Below are 17,898 nucleotides of genomic sequence, written 5' to 3'. Positions count from 1 at the left end.
GTGTTCAGGAGCGCTTTGCGGCGCATGCGCGAGGACTTGGTCCCCGCGAAGGGCAACGAGCGCCGGTACGCCCTGGCGATCTTCCTCGACTCGATCGGCGACGGGCTGTTCATCACCGGGACGACGGTGTTCGCGCTGCGCGTGGTCGGCCTGTCGCCGCAGCAGGTCGGGGTGGCGCTGTCCGCGGCGGGCATCGCGGGCTTCCTCGGCGCCAGCACGCTGGGCCCGGTCGCCGACCGGTTCGGCCCGCGGCGCGTCATGATGGTGCTGTGCCTGGTGGACGCGCTCGCGCTGCTCTCCTACACGCAGGCCGGTTCCTTCGCGGCGTTCACCGTCGCGGCCTGCCTGGCGTCGGCGACCGGGTTCGGCAAGGGGCCGGCCAGCTCCGCGCTCGTCTCGACGATCACCACCGCGGAGCGCCGGATCCGGTTGCGGGCGCAGGTGCGTTCGCTCAGCAACCTCGGCTTCACCGTGGGTGCCGCGTTCGCCGGGCTCGCGCTCGCGATCGACACGATGCCCGCGTACTACGCCCTGCCGATCGGCGACGCGGCGTGCGTGCTGCTGGAGCTGCTGGTGATCCGCGGGCTGCCGGAGATCAGGGCCGTCGTCGCGGCGACGGCCCGCCGGTCGTTCACGGCCCTGCGGAACGTGCCGTTCCTGCTGACCACGGCACTCAACGCGGTGCTGACCCTGCACACGACGCTGGTCAACGTCGTGGTGCCGCTGTGGATCCTCGGGCCGATGGGCGCGCCCGCGCCGCTGATCAGCGGGTTGCTGATGGTCAACACCGTGCTGGTCGTGGTGTTCCAGGTCCGGCTGAGCCGGGGGTCCGAGTCCTTGGCCGGCAGCATCCGGCTCGCCCGGTGGGCGGCCGCGGTGCTGGTGGCCGGGTGCGTGATCGCCGGTCTGTCCAAGGACATCCCCCTGGTCCCCGGTGTGCTGCTGATCGCCGTCTCGGTCGTGCTGCTGACCGTGGGCGAAATGGTGCAGTCCGGCGCGGCTTGGGGCCTGTTCTACGAACTCGCGCCGAAGCAGGCGCAGGGTGAGTACCTCGCCGGGCTGGAGATGAGCCTCGCCGCGCAGTCCATCGTCGGCCCCGCGTTCGGCACGTGGCTGGTGCTCACGTTCGGCCTGTTCGGCTGGACCGCGCTCGGCGGCCTGTTCCTGGCTGCCGCCGTCCTCATCGGACCGGCGGCGCACTGGACCTCGCGCCGGCTGGCTCGCCTGTACCCGCCGGCCGTCGAGACGGAGGAGCTGCCGGAAGCGGCGTAAGCCTACGACGCGAGCCGGTCGGCGACATCGACCTCGTCGCGCAGGCCGAGCAGCTCCCAGCGTTGCAGCGCGAGGGGTACGTTGCCCTCCAGCCAGAGCCGGTCGTGGAACGCCATCAGGTCGAAGGCCTTCCCCTGCTCTTGCACGCAGTCGTTGAGCAACGCCAGGATCTGGAGCTTGCCGATCTGGTAGCTCAGGCCCTGCCCGGGGTTGCCCGCGAAGAACGCGGCTTCGGCCACGGCGGTCTCGCGGTCCATCGGGACCCGCTCGGCCAGCTGGTCCGCGGCCTGCGCGAGGGTGAGATCACCGACGGCGAGGCCGATGTCCACCTCGACCCGCAGCGCGCGCAGGCGCATCGCGTTGGCCACGAACAGGGCGCTGGTGGGTTCGTCGTCCAGCAACCCGGACCGGAGCATCAGCTCCTCGTTGTAGAACGCGACGCCCTCGTTGGGCGTGGAGTCGTAGTAGTGGCGGCGGACCGGGTCGGGATGCCGCCAGGACAACGCGAGCTGGTGCGCGTGCACGCCTTCGTGGATGATGCCGCAGCGGGGATCCCGGGCGTCGGCGAGGGGGAAGTACGGCAGGTCCGGGCCGGGCTCGGTCACGTACCGCAGCGCGTCCTCACCCGGTCGGCTCTGGCCCGACGCGTGGTGCGGGACGCCGAGCCAGGTCAGTGGCGCCAGGTAGTCCGGCATGGGCGCGAACCGGTACCTGCGCAGGCCGGTGGGCTGCCCGAGGATCCCTTCGTCGACGAGGAATCGGCGGACGGCCTGTTCGGCCACGTCCTCGCGGGCGACGAGCGTCGGCAGGTCGGGGAGCTCCGGCGGCCGGCTGTGCCGGTACCGGTGGCGGAGCAGGGTTTCGGTGGCGACCGCCCGCTGCCACTCCTGCCGGCCCATCTCCAGCAACCGCGTCGCCGGGTACGGCAGCAACGCGACCCGGTGCAGGAAGTAGCCGAACGCGCCGGGGCCGATCGACACCGCGCCCCGGAACTCGTCACGGTGCCGACGAAGCCAGTCGCGGTAGGCGACGAGGGCCGTCCCGGCCGTGCCGGTCGCCGCGGCCAGGTCGGCGTGGCACTCCTCCGGCAGGTGCGGCGCCAGTGCGGACATGGCCGTCACGACGTCCTGGTCCGCGTGCGCGAGGAGGCCCAGTGCGTGCTCGGCGAACGACCCGACCGTCTCGCCGCCGAGGTTCGTCATGGCCTGGCTCAGCGTCGACGGGACCTGGCGTAGTAGCGCCACGAGCGTGTGAGCGCGTTCGGTGCCGAACGGCGCCGGGGCGAGCAACAGGTTGTAGACCGGGACGAGGGCTTGGTCCACGTAGAAGCCGGGGTTGCGTTGCCAGCCGCGCAACAGGTCCAGTTCCCAGTGCACGCGAGCCAGTGCCGAACCGAGCAGGCGGTGGTCGACCTGGACCGAGGTGTCCTCTGTGGACGGATCGATGGTGCGGTACCGGTCGGCGAACCCGGACAACGCCGCGCGTCGTGCCGCGATCGCGGCGGGTGACCAGTCGGGCACCCACCCGGATGGGCGCTCGACCCTCGTGATGTCGTCGTAGGAGTCGGGCTGGGTCGCCAGCCGCCAAGTCCAGAACTCCTCCGCCAGCGTCGACAGTTCGGCGTGGGCCGGCATGGGCAGGATCACCTGTACTCCGCTCAGTTTTCCGTTACGGACCCGGCGCCCACCAACGTCCGCCGCGACGCGCTGGTCAACGCCCAGCGCCCGGCCAGCGGCAGGCCGATCCCGGCCAGCAGGAAGACGGCGCCCAGCACGAGCCAGCCGGCCGGACCCAGGACGACGAGCAGGGTGGTCATGACGGCGGGCGCGAGCATCGTGGCCGCCAGCTGACCGGTCGAGAAGACGCCTTGGTATTCGCCGTGTGCCTCGTGGGGCGTGAGGCCGACCGAGAGGCCGACTCCGCTGCCGATGAACAACATCTCCCCGACGACGGCGATCGCGCTCGCCGCGATCAGGACGAGGTAGACCATCGGGCCCGATTCGTGGTAGCTGGTCGCGTAGACCAGGCACGCGCACGCGAGCGCCAGCCCGGACCACACGCCGAGCCGGCCCGCCCCAGCCACGGTGCTGCCGGACCTGGCGATCCGGCGCATCATCACCGCGAGGACGGCCGCGTTGCCTCCCATGACCACGCCGATGACCCAGGGCTGGGCCTGGGTGTGCGTCGTGATCCACAACGGCAGGCCGACGTCGAGCATGCCCCAGTTCAGCGCCAGGACGCCGTTGAGGATCGTGATCGTCAGGAACGGGCGGTCACGCAGCACCAGGACGGCGCGCTTCTCCCTGCGGTCCTTCAGCGAATTCACGTGCGGCAGCTTGATCAGCGACGCCGCGAAGACGAGGTTGACGGTTCCGTAGGCGAGAATCAGCACCAGGTAACCGGCGTGGCTGTCGACCGACAGCACGACCGCGCCGATCACGGCACCGGCGACCATGCCGGCCTGGGCCATCGCGTTCGTCGCGGCGATCGACCTGATCCGGTCGGGGCCGCTCGCCAGGCCGGCGATGAGGGCGGTGCGGATGCCGGGAACCGAACGCTCACAGGCGATCGTCACGCAGGTCACCAGGATGATCACCCAGAACTGGTGGATGACGCCGAAGGACAGCACGGCGACGCCCTGCACCGCGGCGATCCAGATGAGCACCTCGCGGGCGCCGAGCCGGTCCGCGAGGTAACCGAGCGGACCGCCGATGATCATGCCCACGAGCCCGGCCAGCGTGACGCCGAGACCGAACTGCGCCGTCGTCAGGCCGATCGATCGGGTGAAGAACAAGGCGTAGCAGGTGAACCAGGCGCCCTTGCCGACGCACAGGATCAGCGTGCCCACGACGATCGGAGTCGTTCGCTCTCGCCGTGGGTGTCCCGGTTCCGCCCGGGTGGCGCGGATAGCCATCGGCGTCCAACTCTCCAGTAGCCAGTCGGTGGTCGAGCCTGTCATCCGCCGGCGGCCGAGGCGTCTCCCGGCGTGCGGGTGTCGCCGGTCTCCCGGCGATCACTTTGGACCGCACCGGAAGAGATGCAGCGTCGCGACCGCCGTGGAGATAGTGAGCCGGTGCCTGCAGCCCCTTCCGACTGGTGTCCCGGCCCGGTGCACCACGCCGTCTCCCGCTGGGCCGCCGACACGCCGGACCGGCCCGCGATCTCCTGCGCCGGTGACACGCTGAGCTATCGCGAGCTCGACGAACGGGCCAACCGGCTCGCCCATCGCCTGCGGGAACTGGACGTGGCCCGGGGTTCGGTGGTCGCGCTGCACCTGGATCGCGGCCTCGATCACTACGTCGCGCTGCTCGCCGTGCTGAAGGCGGGCGGCACGGTGCTGCCCCTGGACACCACCTACCCGGTCGAGCGGCTGCGTTACCTGCTCACCGACAGCGGTGCGGGCGTGCTCGTCACGAGCGGCGGCCTGGACACGCTCGAGGGCACGGTGACGGTCCGGCTCGACCGGGACGCCGGACTCGTGGCCGGCTACCCGGCCACGCCACCACCGGAGGACGTGCGGGCGGACGACGTCGCCTACGTGATGTACACGTCCGCTTCGACCGGGCAGCCCAAGGGCGTTCAGCTGCCCCACGGCGGCATCGCCCACCTGTGCGGCGCGCACGTCGAGGCGCTGGGCCTGACCGGCGCGGATCGCGGATCGCTGGCCGCGCCCCTGAGCTTCGATGCCGCCATCCTCGACCTGTGGCCGATGCTGGTCGTCGGCGCGCGGGTCGTCGCCATCGCCGACGACGACCGCGCCGAGCCGCCCCGGCTGGTGGCGGCGCTGCGGGCCGCCGACGTGACGGTGTGCTTCCTGACCACCGCGCTCGCCGAACTCCTGCTCGTCCAGCCGGGGATCGCCGAGTTGCCCTTGCGTTACCTGGTGACCGGGGGCGAGGCGCTGCGCAGGCGGCCGCGGCCCGGGCTGCCGTTCCGCCTGATCAACATCTACGGCCCGACCGAGACCACGGTCTACGTCACGTCCACCGTCGTCGACGACGACGCCACCGGCAGCGGCCCCATCCCGATCGGCCACCCGCTGGCGGGCGTCGGCGTGCACCTGCTGGACAAGGACGAGCGGCCGGTACCGGAGGGCGAGCCCGGCGAGATCGTGGTGTCCGGTCCCGGCGTCGCCCGCGGCTACCTCGGCCGGCCGGACCTGACGGCGCAACGATTCCGGCCGGATCCGGCTGCTCCCGGCGCGACCCGCTACCACACCGGTGATCTGGCCCGTCGCCGCGCCGACGGCGGTTTCGAGTTCCTCGGCCGGCTCGATCGGCAGGTGAAGGTGCGCGGGCACCGCATCGAACCGGAGGAGATCGAGCGGACGCTGCTCGACCACCCGGGCGTCACCCAGGCCGCCGTGGTCGCGATCCGGCCACCCGGCGAGCCGGCCCAGCTGGTCGCGTACGCGGCCGCGGATCCGGCGTGGCGGCCCGACGGCGGCCTGGACGAGGCGCCGGTTCCCCCGGGCACGGCGAGGGCCACCGAGGTGACGCTCGCGCAGCTGACCGAGGCGGGCGCGATCCTCGAGATCGGCCGCGGTCTCGCCGGGATCGACCGGGTCGCGGCCCGGCACGTCCGGGCCGGCACCGTCGCGGAGGTGAAGGCGGAAGCGGAGTTCGACGCCACCGTGCTCGACTGCCGGCCGGGGGCCTATCACTGCGTCGACACGCTTCTCGACGCCATCGGCGAGGCGGTGCGCGCGACCAGGGACGGCGGCCTCGTCGTCGCGTCCGGCGTGCGGTCCCTCCCGCTGCTGGCCACGGGACACGCGCACCGGGAACTGGCGGGCGCTCCGGACGAGATGATCGTCGAGGAGCTGCGCTGGCGGGTGCGCAGCCGGGTGCGCGCCGACACCGGCCTGGCGGTGCACCCGAGTGCGTTCGCCGCACTGGACACGGCCCCCCGGGTCGCCGCGGTCGACCTGACCCCGACGCACCGCGAGCCCGGCGCTCCCACGTTCGACGTGGTGGTGCACGTCGGGCCGCCGGCCGGTCGCCGCGAGGTCGAATGGCTGGACTGGTCGGCCGGTACGGACCTCAGGGCGATCCGCGCCCTGCTGCAGCACGGCCAACGGCCGGTGGTCGCGGTGCGGGGCATCCCGATGGCGGCCGCGGCACCGGCGGACTGGGCCTCGTTCGCCACGGCCGGCGACCTCCGGCACAACACCGAGCCGGAGGCGCCGACGCCGCTCGACCTGGTCGGCGTCGCCGCCGGCACGCCGTACCGCACCAGGCTGAGCTGGCGAGCCGGGCGCGAAGACGGCTCGGTCGACGCCGCGTGGGTGCGTGAGCCGGCCCCGATCGCCGTGGTGTGGCCGGAACCGTCCGGCGGGCCTGCGTCCGCGCGGGCCAACCAGCCCGGCCGGCCGTCGATCGACCGGGCCCTGCGGACGGAGCTGCGGGCGAAACTGGCACGACGCTTCGTGCCGCACGAGATGCCGGACCTGATCCTCGTGCTCGACCGGTTGCCCCTGACGCCGGTCGGCAAGGTCGACCGCGCGGCGCTGCCACCGCCGTCGTGGCTGGCGACGGGGAGCCCGACCGAACCGAGAACACCCGCGGAGGCCGCGGTCCACCCGCTGGTCGTCGAGGTGCTCGGCCACCCCGACATCGGCCTCGACGACGACATCCGGACGTACGGCGCGCATTCGCTGACCATGGCCCAGCTCACCGCCCGCATCGCGGGACGGTTCGGGGTCGGAGTCCGGGTCCGCGAACTGCTCGCCGAACCGACCGTCGCGGCGATCGCGGTCCGGGTGGCCGACGCGATCGAGACGGACCTGGGTGCCCATCAGGAGGTGGCGTGACCGCGGACGGCCTGATCGGCGAGCCGGCCCGGGCCGCCGTACTGCGGCGGCTGACCGGGGCCGCGCCCGCCGACCCCCTCACGCCCCGGCCGGACGGCTCGGGTCCGGCCGAACTGTCCTTCGTCCAGGAACGCCTGTGGTTCCTGCACGAGCTCGACCCCGGCAGCGCCGCGTACAACATCCCGTACGCGCACCGCGTGCGTGGCCCGGTCGACGTCGGCTGCCTTCGCGCCGCGCTCACGGAGATCGTGCGCCGGCACGAGGTGCTCCGGTCCACAGTGGACGAAGACGGCACCGGCCGGCCGGTGGCCGTGGTGCGCGCACCCGAGCCGTTCGCCCTGCGCACGACCGAAGTGGACGGTGACACCCTCGGCGATCGGCTGAGCAGGACGGCCGAACTCGCCCGCGAGCGCGTGCGAACGCCGTTCGACCTGCGCCGCGGTCCGCTGCTGGACGCCGAGCTGTTCCGGATCGACGCCGACGACCACGTCCTGGTGCTCTGCGTGCACCACATCGCCGCCGACCAGTGGACGCTGGGGGTGCTCGGCCGCGAGCTGGCCGAGCTGTACACGTCGTTCCTCCTCGAGATCCCCCCGCTGCTGCCCGAGCCGCCCCTGCAGTACGCGGACTTCGCGGCGTGGCAACGGCGCCGGTGCACCCCCGGCGTGCTCGCCGGGCAGGTGGCGCACTGGCGGGAGCGGCTGGCCGGGATGCCCGTGCTGGACGTGCGCACCGATCGGCCGCGACCGTCCACGACGGGCTGGTCGGGCGCCCGGATCGAGCACCACCTGCCCGCCGCGGTCGTGCGGCCGCTGCGCCGGCTGGCGCAGCGGCAAGGTGCGACGATGTTCGCCGTCGTGGCCGCGGCGCTGACCACCTTGCTGTCCCGCTACACCGGGCAGTCCGACGTCGCGATCGGCGCCGCCGTCGCCGACCGGGGACGCGCGGAGCTGGAGGAGCTCGTCGGCTTCTTCGTCAACACCGTCGTGCTCCGGAGCGACCTGTCGGAGCAGCCGAGTTTCGCCGAGCTGGTCGACTCGGTGCAGGACACCACCATGACCGCGCGGGAACACCAGGACCTCCCGCTGGAGCGGCTGGTGGACGCGCTGGGCGCCGGGCGCGACCCGAGCCGGCCGCCGTTGACCGGCGTCGTGCTGTCGTACCTGAACACGCCCGGCGACCGCCTGCGGCTCGCGGGCACGACGTGTTCGCCGTTCCGCTTCGACCCCGGCGTGGTGAAGTTCGAACTCGACGTCTACGTGACGGAGGTCGGGGGCGGCCTGCGGGTCGAGGTCGACTACCGCACCGACCTGTTCGACGCGGAGACGATCCGGCGCATGCTGGTCCACCTGGAGCGGCTGTGCGATTCGGCCGGTGCCGATCCCACGGTGCCGGTGTCCGCGCTGTCGTTGCTCGACGCGAAGGACCAAGCCGAGCTGCTGGCGTGGGGCAACGCGGACGGCCCGGCGGCCCGGGCGAAGCTGACCGTGCTCGACGTGTTCGACGCTCAGGTCGAGCGGCATCCCGGCCTGCCGGCCGTGCGGGACGGCGACCGGGTGCTCAGCTACCGGGAGCTGGCCGACCGGGCCGACCGGCTGGCGGCGCGGCTGACCACGGCGCTGGGCGGCCGGCCGGGGTGCGTCGGCGTGTGCCTCGACCGCTCCGCCGAGCTGATCGTGGCGCTGCTCGCGGTGCTGCGGGCCGGCGGGCACTACCTGCCGCTCGATCCGGGCTACCCGGCCGACCGCCTGGACTACATGCTCGCCGACGCCGGCGCCGGCCTGATGGTGACGCGCGACGCGCTCGCCGACCGGATTCCCGGGTGGACCGGACCACGGGTGCTGGTCGACTCGGACGACGGGACCGGAGAGCCGCCGCCGGTGCGGGCGACGCCGGAGGACCTGGCGTACGTCATGTACACGTCCGGCTCGACCGGGCGCCCCAAGGGGATCCGCGTGCCGCAGCGTGGCGTGGTCCGGCTGGTGCACGATACGGACTACGTGCGGTTCGGGCCGGGTGACCGGATCGCCCACGCCAGCAGCCTGTCCTTCGACGCGGCCACCTTCGAGATCTGGGGCGCGCTGCTGACCGGCGCGCAGCTGGTGATCGTGCCGCAGGACGTGGTGGTCGAGCCGGACCGGCTGGCCGCGTGCCTGCGGGAGCGGGAGATCACCGCGCTGTGGATGACCTCGTCCCTGTTCAACCACACGATCCGGGCGGTACCGGACGCGGTGGCGACGGTCGGCACCGTGATCGTCGGCGGGGAGGCCCTGGACGTGGCGACCGTGCGGACCGTGCTCCGGCACCCGCCTGCGGTGCTGCGCAACGGGTACGGCCCCACCGAGAACACGACGTTCACGACCACCCACCTGATCACCGGCCTGCCGCCGGACGCCACGTCGGTGCCGATCGGCAAGCCGATCACCGGCACGCGGTGCTACGTGCTCGACGATCGGCTGCGGCTGGTCCCCCCGGGTGCACCCGGTGAGCTGTGCGTGGCCGGGCTGGGCGTGGCCCTCGGCTACACCGGCGCTCCCGAACTCACCGCCGAACGTTTCCCGCGTGATCCCTACGGCGACGGTGATGCCGTCCTGTACCGCACGGGAGACCTCGTGCGCTGGAATGCGGACGGCGTGCTGGAGTTCCTCGGCCGGCGTGACGACCAGGTCAAGATCCGGGGCTACCGGATCGAGCTCGGCGAGATCGAGACGGTGCTGGCCGGCTGCCCCGGCGTGCGGTCCGCGGTGGTCGCGGTCCGGCAGGAGCAGGACGGGCCGCGGCTGGCCGGTTACGTGCTCGTCGACCCGGACGCTCGCCCGTCGGTGACGGACGTCCAGGCCGCGGCGGCCGCGACGCTGCCCACCTACATGGTGCCGACCGGGATCGCGATCCTCGACAGCTTCCCGTTGACCGCCAACGGAAAGGTCGACCGGGCCAAGCTGGCCGGGGTCGAGCTGACGACGGCGACCACCGTGGTCGAGCCACGCGACGAGACCGAGGCGGTCGTGTGCGCCGAGTGGGAGGCGGTGCTCGGGCGTTCCGGGATCGGCGTCACCGACAACTTCTTCCACCTCGGTGGCAACTCGCTGCTGGCCACGCGCGCGGTGAGCCGCCTGCGGAAGCGCACCGGGGTGCGGGTCACCGTGCGCACCCTGTTCGACCACCCCACCGCCCAGGGCTTCGCCCGGGCGCTCACCGCGATCAAGGAGGCGGGCCGATGACCAGCACCGTCCCCGGCGGCCTGCTGCCCGCCGCCAACGTCCAGGAACGGATGTGGCTGGCGGAGCGACTGGAACCGGGTCTGGGCCGGTACAACGTGCCCTACGCCTGGGAAGTGCAGGGCAGGCTTTCGCCGGCGGCCCTCGCCGACGCGGTCGCGGCCGTGATCGAGCGGCACGAGATCCTGCGCACCACGTTCGTCGAGCACGACGGGCGGCTGTACCAGCGGGTCGACGAGCCGTGGACCCCCGCGGTCGCGACGGTGAACCTGCGGGGCCTGCCCGGCGCGCGGCAGCTGCTGACCGGCTGGTTGTCCGAACAGGCCAGGAAGACGTTCGACATCGGCACCAACCGCCTGCTGCGCCTCGGCATCGCGGAGCTGGACGGCGATCGGCAGGTGCTGTTCCTCGGCCTGCACCACCTCGTCTCCGACGCCGCGTCGTTGCCGCTCTTCCTCCGCGAACTGCGGGCGGCGTACCGGCAGCCCGCGCTGCTGCCCGAGCCCTCGCCCGGCGACCGGCCGATCCGGCCGGCCGAGCCGACCGGCGGGGCGACCATTCCGAAGCTACCGCGTCCGGGAGGACCCCAGTGACCGAGTGGGTTTTTCCAGCGTCGCTCGCCCAGGAAAGACTGTGGCCGGCGGCAAGTCACGGCTCACCCGCCCCCACCGCGTCGCGGGCGATCCGGTTGCCGGACGGGTCGACGGAGGAGCAGGCGCACGCCGCGCTGGTCGCGGTGGTCGGCCGGCACGAGATCCTCCGCACCCGGCTGCGGCGCGACGGCAGCCAGGTGGTGCAGGTCGTCGTGGCCGACCGGCCGGTCGAACTCGGGTCCACTGTGGATGCTTCCGACAGGGCCCGCATCCCCACACCGACGGTGTTCGGCCCGTCCTCGGCGCCCTTGTGGAACGCCAGGCTGGTCCGCGACGAAACCGGGCTGTCGCTGCTCTTCACGGCGGACGAGGCCGTGTTCGACGACCGGTCGTTCGGCCTGCTCGCCGGGGAACTGACCGAACTGTGCCGGGCGGCCCAGGAGGGCCGGGCCGCGGTGTTGCCCCCGTTGCCCGTGCAGTACGCGGACTTCGCGGTCTGGCAGCGCGACCGGCTGGCGTCGGGCGCGGCCGCGGACGAGATCGCTCGCCATCGGGACCGGCTGGCCGGCGCGCCACCGATCACCCTGCCGCCGACGGACCGGCCCCGTCCGACCATTGTGGACTCCACCGGCGCCCGGGTGAGCGCCGAGTTCCCCGACGGCTTGGCCGACCGGATCGCCGCGTCGGCCCGTGCTCGGTCGGTGACGCCGAGGACGGTCCTGATCGCCGTGGGTGCCGCGTTGCTGGCCCGGTTGACCGAGAACGCCACGGACGTCGTGTTCGGCGTGCCGGCCGACGGGCGCGACCGGCCCGAGGTGGCTTCGCTGCTGGGCCGGTTCGGCGGCACGGTCGCGATGCGCGTCGCGGTCGCCGGTCAGCCGAGTTTCGCGGCGCTGCTGGACCAGGTCGACGGTGCGCTGGCCGACATCGACGACCACGGCGCCACGCTGCTCGCCGCCGTCGCGGACGAACCGCATCCGCCGTACCAGGTCGCGTTCGAGGTCGAGCTCGACGGCGAACCGGTGGTGCGCCATCCGGACCCGGCCTCCGGCGATCTCGTGTTCGAAGTCGGCAGCACGGGCATCGGCCTCCGCTACCGGACGGCGCTGTTCGACGAGCAGACCGCGGCCGAGATCACCCGTCGGTTCGTGCGGCTGCTGAACGGATGCGTCACGGACCCGGACGCGCTCGTCGCCGACCTGCCGCTGATCGGCGACGCCGAACGCGAGCTGGTGCTGGACACGTGGAACGAGACCGCGTACCCGCTCGAACCCGCCACGCTGAACTCGCTGTTCGAGCGGCAGGCGGCCAGGACACCGGACCGGATCGCGGTGGTCCACGGCGACGACACGATGACCTACCGGCAGCTCAACGCGGCCGCGAACCGGCTGGCGAGGCGGCTGGTCAGCCGGGACGCGCGGCCGGATTCGCTCGTCGGCATCGCCCTGCCGCGCGGGGTCACGCTCGCGGTCGCCGTGCTCGCCGTGCTCAAGTCGGGCGCCGGCTACCTGCCGCTGGACCTCGAGATCCCGGTGGACCGGATGGCGTACATGATCGCCGACGCGAAACCGATCCTGATCCTGGCGACCGGCGAAACGACCGGACGGCTCCCGGCCGACGCCACGGTGCTCACCCTGGACGAGACGGATCTCGAGGCGGGCGACGACGCCGACCTGACCGACGCCGAACGACACGCGCCGCTGTCTCCCGCGTCCACCGCCTACATCGTGTACACGTCCGGCTCGACCGGCCGCCCCAAGGGCATCGTCGCGGAGCACCGCAACGTCCACTCCTACGTGGACTACGCCCTGCGCGCCTATCCCGCCCTGCGCGACGAGGCGCTCATGCCGTCGCCGCTGTCCTTCGACCTGAGCATCACGGGGTTCTACTGCCCGCTCGTCTCCGGCGGCCTCGTCCGGCTCGCCGCGGTCGACGAGCCGGCCGCGCGGGCGAGCAAGGCCGCGTTCCTGAAGTGCACGCCCGGCCACCTGCCCATGGTCGACACCGAGGTCGCCCCCTCGGTCGACCTGATCGTCGGCGGCGAAGCCCTGCCGCGGGAGGCGCTGGCCGCGTGGCGCGCGGCCAACCCGGCGGTGCGGGTGACCAACGAGTACGGGCCGACGGAGACCACCGTCGGCTGTGTCGCGGAGTTCTTCGACCCCGGGGCACCGCTGCCGCCCGGGTCCGTCGCCATCGGCCGGCCCGTGGCGAACATGCGGGCCTACGTGCTGGACGATCGGCTGCGTCCGGTACCGCCCGGTGTCGTCGGCGAGCTGTACCTGGCCGGCAAGCAGGTCGCCCGTGGTTATCTCAACCGGCCCGAGCTGACCGCGGAACGGTTCGTCGCCTGCCCGTTCGGCGAACCCGGTCAGCGCATGTACCGGACCGGGGACCTCGTCCGGCACCGCACCGACGGCGCCATCGAGTTCCACGGCCGCAGCGACACCCAGATCAAGCTGCGCGGCTACCGGATCGAGCCGGGCGAGATCGAGACCCGGTTGCGGGAACACCCGGCGATCACCGACGTCCTCGTCGCTCTGGAGGGGGGCAGCACGGGCCGGCTCGTCGCCTACCTCTGCTGTGCGGGCGAGCCGCCACGACCGGCCGACCTGCGGACCCACGTCGGCGCGACCCTGCCCGGCTACATGGTTCCGTCCGGGTACTTCGCCGTACCGGCCATTCCCCTGAACGTCAACGGGAAAACCGACTTCGCGGCGCTGCGCCGGCACGCCGAGCCGTTGCCCGACAGCACCGGACGGGCGCCGGCGACGGCGACCGGCCGGGTCGTCGCCGAGGTGTTCGCGCGGGTGCTCGGCGTGCCGGAACCCGGCGCCGACGACTCGTTCTTCGACCTGGGCGGGCACTCGCTGCTGGCGGCCCGGATGGTCGGCGAGATCGCCGCGGTGACCGGGGTCCGGCTGTCCCTGCGCGACCTGCTGGACCATCCCCGGGTGCAGGAGCTGGCCGACCGCATCGACCTGGACCGGGCCGACCGGCGCAGTCCGGCGGCAGTGTCCGATGTGGACGGATCGCCGGTCTCCGGCATCCAGGAACAGATGTGGCTGGCCGAACTGCTCGATCCCACCGGCTCGGCGTACAACGTGCCGTTGGTGTGGCGGCTGCTCGGAGACGTGGACGCGACCGCGCTGGGCGCCGCGTTCGGCGCGCTGGCCGCCCGGCACGAGATCCTGCGCACCGCGTTCGTCGACCACAACGGGACGCCCCGGCAGGTGGTCCGGGAGCCGTGGCAGCCCGAGGTGGTCGTCGAGGACCTGCGGGACGTCGCCGTCGCCGACCGGAAGGCGCGCGTGGACGCGTTCGTCGACCAGGAGGCGGAAACCCCGTTCGACCTCGCGGCCGGCCGTCCGCTGCGGGTCCGGCTCGTGCGGTTCGCCGACGAGCACGTGCTGCTGGTGTGCCTGCACCACCTGGTCTTCGACGGCGGATCGATCCCGGTGTTCACCGCGGAGCTGGCCGCCTTCTACGCGGAAGCCCTCGGCGAGCCGGTGGCGCCGCTGGCGGAACCGGTGCAGTTCCGCGAAGTCGTCGCCGACCAGACGGCGTGGCTGGCCGGCGAGGAGGGCGCCGACGGCCTCGAGTTCTGGTCGGACCGCCTCGCCGGTGCGCCGGTCACGCTCGACCTCGGCCCCGCGCCGTCCCGGCCGGGACCGCACGGTGCCGTCACCGTGCCGTTCTCGCCCGATTTCGCGCGGCGGTGCGCCGACCTGTGCACCGAGCACCGGACGTCGTGGTACATGGTGGCGGCGTCCGCGGTCGCGGCTCTGCTGCACCGGTGGTCCGGCGCCGACGACGTGACCATGGGACTGCCGATGGCGAACCGGGAGGACGAGCGCCACGCCGAGGTCCTCGGTCCCTGCCTGAACACGGTCGTGCTGAGATCCCGTACGGACGAACAGGACACGTTCGCCGATCTGCTCGACGGCGTCCGGGAGTCCTTTCTGGACGCCTTCGAATACCAGGCCGTGCCGTTGCCCGCCGTGCTGGACCGGCTCGATCCCCCGCGTGCCGACGGCCGCATCCCGTACGTCGACGTGTCCCTCGCCGTGCTGGTCAACTCCGCCGACGAGACGGAGTTCGGCGCGGCGAGGATGGTGTCCGTCCCGTTCGACCGCTGGCAGCACGACCGGAAGTTCGGCATCACGGTCACGTTCATCGACGACGGCGGCGCGATCGGCGCCGTCATGTCCTACCGGGGTGACCGCTACCCGGCGGCGACCGTACGGCGGATGGCCGATTGGCTGGGCGCGCTGCTGGACAGCGTGTCGGAGTCGGCGAGCACGCCGATGGCCGAGCTGCTGCCCGCGACCGGGCCCCAGTTCCGGGACTTCGTGCTCGCGACGGAGGGCAACCGGGACGACGCGGCCGGTGCCGAGCACTGGGCCGGCGTGCTTTCCGGCGCGCCCGCCTATCCGGCGGTCGTCCCGCCACTGGACGCCGGACCGGCGGGCGCGGTGCCGATCCCGCTGCGTCCCGACGCGCTGAGCAGGCTACGGGCCGTCCAGGCCGAGCACGGCGTGTCGTGGTTCATCGTGGCGGCGACCGCGGTCGCCGCGCTGCTGCACCGGTGGACGGGCGAGGACGACGTGACCTTCGGCGCGCCGGTGGCCAACCGCGACGACTTCGCCGACGTGCTCGGGCCGTGCCTCAACACCATCGTGCTGCGATCGCAGCTGCCCGAGCGGGCGACCGTCGCGGATCTGCTGACCCGCGTGCGGGACACGGTGCTGGACGCGTTCGACCACCAGGACGTGCCGTTCGACGTGGTCGTCGACCGGCTCAAGCCGGCCCGGCGGCCGGGCTGGACGCCCTACATCGAGGTGCTGCTCGCGGTCACGACGGACGGCACGGAACAGCTGGTGCTGGCCGAGGACATCGAGCTGCGGCCGCTCGAGCTGGACCACACCGGCGCCGGCTACGCGGGGAAGTTCGGGCTCACCGTGGGCTTCGACGACGTCGGCGGCGCGCTCGCGGGCACCCTGATGTTCCGGGGCGACCGCTTCACCGCCGGCCAGGCGCGGGTGATGGCGCGGTGGCTGGGCACCCTGGTCGGCTCCTTCGCCGACGTCCTCGACCAGCCGCTGGACACCCTCGACCTGGTCGGTGCCGAGGAGACCACCGAACTGGCGCGGCTGGAACAGGGCGCGGCACCGGCGGACGTCCGATCGGTGGCCGAGCTCGTGAGCCGGTGGTGCGCCGACTTCCCGGACGCACCGGCCGTCCGGTCCAGCCGCGGTGTGCTCAGCTACCGCGGCCTCGACGAGCGGGCCGAGGCGCTCGCCGCCGTGCTGCGGCCTCTGGCCAAGGGCGACCAGCCGGCCGTGGCGCTGCTGCTGCCCCGGGGCGAGGACATGGCGATCGCCATGCTCGCTTCGTGGAAGGCCGGCTTCCTGTTCTGCCCGCTGGAACCGGGCTATCCGCCGGGCCGGATCGGCTACGTCCTCGGTGATCTCGACGCCTGCGCCGTCCTCACCGACGATCCGGCGCGGTTGGCCGGGGTGCCCGGCGACGCCGTGCCCGTGGTCGACGTGACCGCGGCCCTTCCCGCGGCGACGGGCGGGCCGAGCGCGCTGCCGCACCCGGACGCCACCGCGTACGTGCTGTACACCTCCGGCACCACCGGCACGCCGAAGGGCGTCGAGTACAGCCACCGCAGTCTCGCCATCGCGACGCAGTGGCACATCGACGCGTTCGAAGTGACGCAGCGGGATCGGGCGAGCTGGCTGCACAGCGTGGCGTTCGACATGACCCAGTGGGAGGTGTGGCAGACGCTGAGCGCGGGCGCGGAGCTGCTCGTCCACGAACCCCAGGTGATCGCGCCCGAGCTGGCCGACTGGCTCACCGAGCAGCGGGTGACCCTGTTCTTCACGCCGACGCCCCTGGCCGAGGCCCTGTGGGCCGCCGGCGCGGAACTGCCGTCCGTGCGCTGGCTCGTTTTCGGCGGTTCGGCCCTGACGGTGCTGCCGCCGACGGGCACGAGCTACCGGATCTGCGACTCGTACGGGCCGACCGAGACGTACAACACCACGCTGCACGAGGTCGATCCGGCGACCGCGACCGTGCTCAACTGCATCGGCAGGCCGAACGCGGGCACCCGCGTGTACGTCCTCGACGAGGCGGGCCGGCGCTGCGCCGTCGGCATGCCCGGCGAGATCCACATCGGCGGCACGTCCGTCGCGAAGGGCTACTGGCGCAAGCCCGACCTCACCCGGGAACGCTTCGCCGCCCTCGATCCCGACGGCAACCCGGGTCCGGTGTACCGCACCGGGGACCGGGGACGCTGGCTGCCCGACGGCACCCTGGAGTACCTCGGCAGGCTGGACCGTCAGCTCAAGGTGCGGGGCTACCGGATCGAACCGCAGGAGATCGAGGCGCAGCTGCGCGACGACCCGCTGGTGCACCAGGCCGTCGTGCACACGTTCCCGGACGACCCGGCGCCGCTGGTCGCGTACCTGGTCGCGCACGCGCCCGGCCAGGCGGACACCCAAACGGTGCTGGCACGGCTGAAGCTGATGCTGCCCGAGTTCATGGTGCCCAGCGCGCTGGTGTGGCTGCCCGAGCTGCCGTTGAACTCCCGGGGCAAGGTCGACGTCGGCGCACTGCCGAAGCCGACCCGCGCCGACGTGGCGGGGATCGCGGAGTTCAAAGCGCCGCGAACGGAGCTGGAGCGGCGTATCGCGGCGGTGTGGTCGGACGTGCTCGGCGTCGGGACGGTCGGTGCGCACGACAACTTCTTCGACCTGGGCGGCAACTCGCTGCTGCTGGCCACCCTGCACGCCCGGTTGCAGGAAGCCCTGTCCGCGAAACTGCCCATCCGGCAGCTCTTCGAGTACCCGACCGTGTACACGCTCGCGAACGCACTGGCCGCGCCCGACGCGTCGGGCCCGCCTGCCCCGGCCCAGGAGTCGGCCGCGGACCGGGCGCGCAAGGCGCGGCAGGCCTGGGCCCGCCGGGCACGACCCGCCCGGTGACGTGAGGAGACCAG

At 73.1% G+C, this 17,898-nt stretch carries 7 protein-coding genes; 5 read left to right on the top strand and 2 right to left on the bottom strand.

The annotated features are described in order from the left end of the window. Positions 1 to 24 precede the first annotated feature (24 nt). Positions 25 to 1,272, top strand: a complete 1,248-nt coding sequence (locus tag VA596_RS12145; protein WP_323326295.1) for an MFS transporter — start codon at positions 25 to 27, stop codon at positions 1,270 to 1,272. Between the two features lie 2 nt (positions 1,273 to 1,274). Here VA596_RS12145 and VA596_RS12140 read toward each other — a convergent pair whose 3' ends face one another. Continuing rightward, positions 1,275 to 2,918: a DUF885 family protein gene (locus VA596_RS12140; RefSeq protein ID WP_323326293.1), complete on the bottom strand. Its 1,644-nt coding sequence runs from the start codon at positions 2,916 to 2,918 to the stop codon at positions 1,275 to 1,277. 11 nt (positions 2,919 to 2,929) lie between these two features. Beyond that, a complete protein-coding gene (locus VA596_RS12135) occupies positions 2,930 to 4,120 on the bottom strand; it encodes an MFS transporter (protein ID WP_323326291.1) in 1,191 nt (396 codons plus the stop codon). A gap of 225 nt (positions 4,121 to 4,345) precedes the next feature. Between VA596_RS12135 and VA596_RS12130 the strand changes: the two genes are divergently transcribed. The 4 genes from VA596_RS12130 to VA596_RS12115 all read left to right on the top strand — a co-directional run bounded on the left by VA596_RS12130 (position 4,346) and on the right by VA596_RS12115 (position 17,884). Further along, complete coding sequence (locus tag VA596_RS12130) at positions 4,346 to 7,084, top strand: amino acid adenylation domain-containing protein (RefSeq protein WP_323326289.1); 2,739 nt, start codon at positions 4,346 to 4,348, stop codon at positions 7,082 to 7,084. Continuing rightward, positions 7,081 to 10,305 (top strand): non-ribosomal peptide synthetase, encoded by a 3,225-nt coding sequence (locus tag VA596_RS12125; RefSeq protein ID WP_323326287.1) that lies wholly within the window; start codon positions 7,081 to 7,083, stop codon positions 10,303 to 10,305. The genes VA596_RS12130 and VA596_RS12125 overlap by 4 nt, the downstream gene beginning before the upstream one ends. Continuing rightward, on the top strand, positions 10,302 to 10,895 hold the full coding sequence (locus VA596_RS12120) for a condensation domain-containing protein (protein ID WP_323326285.1): 594 nt from the start codon (positions 10,302 to 10,304) through the stop codon (positions 10,893 to 10,895). The genes VA596_RS12125 and VA596_RS12120 overlap by 4 nt, the downstream gene beginning before the upstream one ends. A 95-nt stretch (positions 10,896 to 10,990) precedes the next feature. Further along, entirely contained in the window at positions 10,991 to 17,884 is a 6,894-nt protein-coding gene (locus tag VA596_RS12115; protein ID WP_410171876.1) for an amino acid adenylation domain-containing protein, read from the top strand. The last annotated feature ends 14 nt before the right edge of the window (positions 17,885 to 17,898 follow it).

Origin of the sequence: Amycolatopsis heterodermiae (assembly GCF_034929455.1) — a bacterium.
Lineage (GTDB): Bacteria > Actinomycetota > Actinomycetes > Mycobacteriales > Pseudonocardiaceae > Amycolatopsis > Amycolatopsis heterodermiae.
This window is presented reverse-complemented; position numbering and strand designations above follow the sequence as displayed.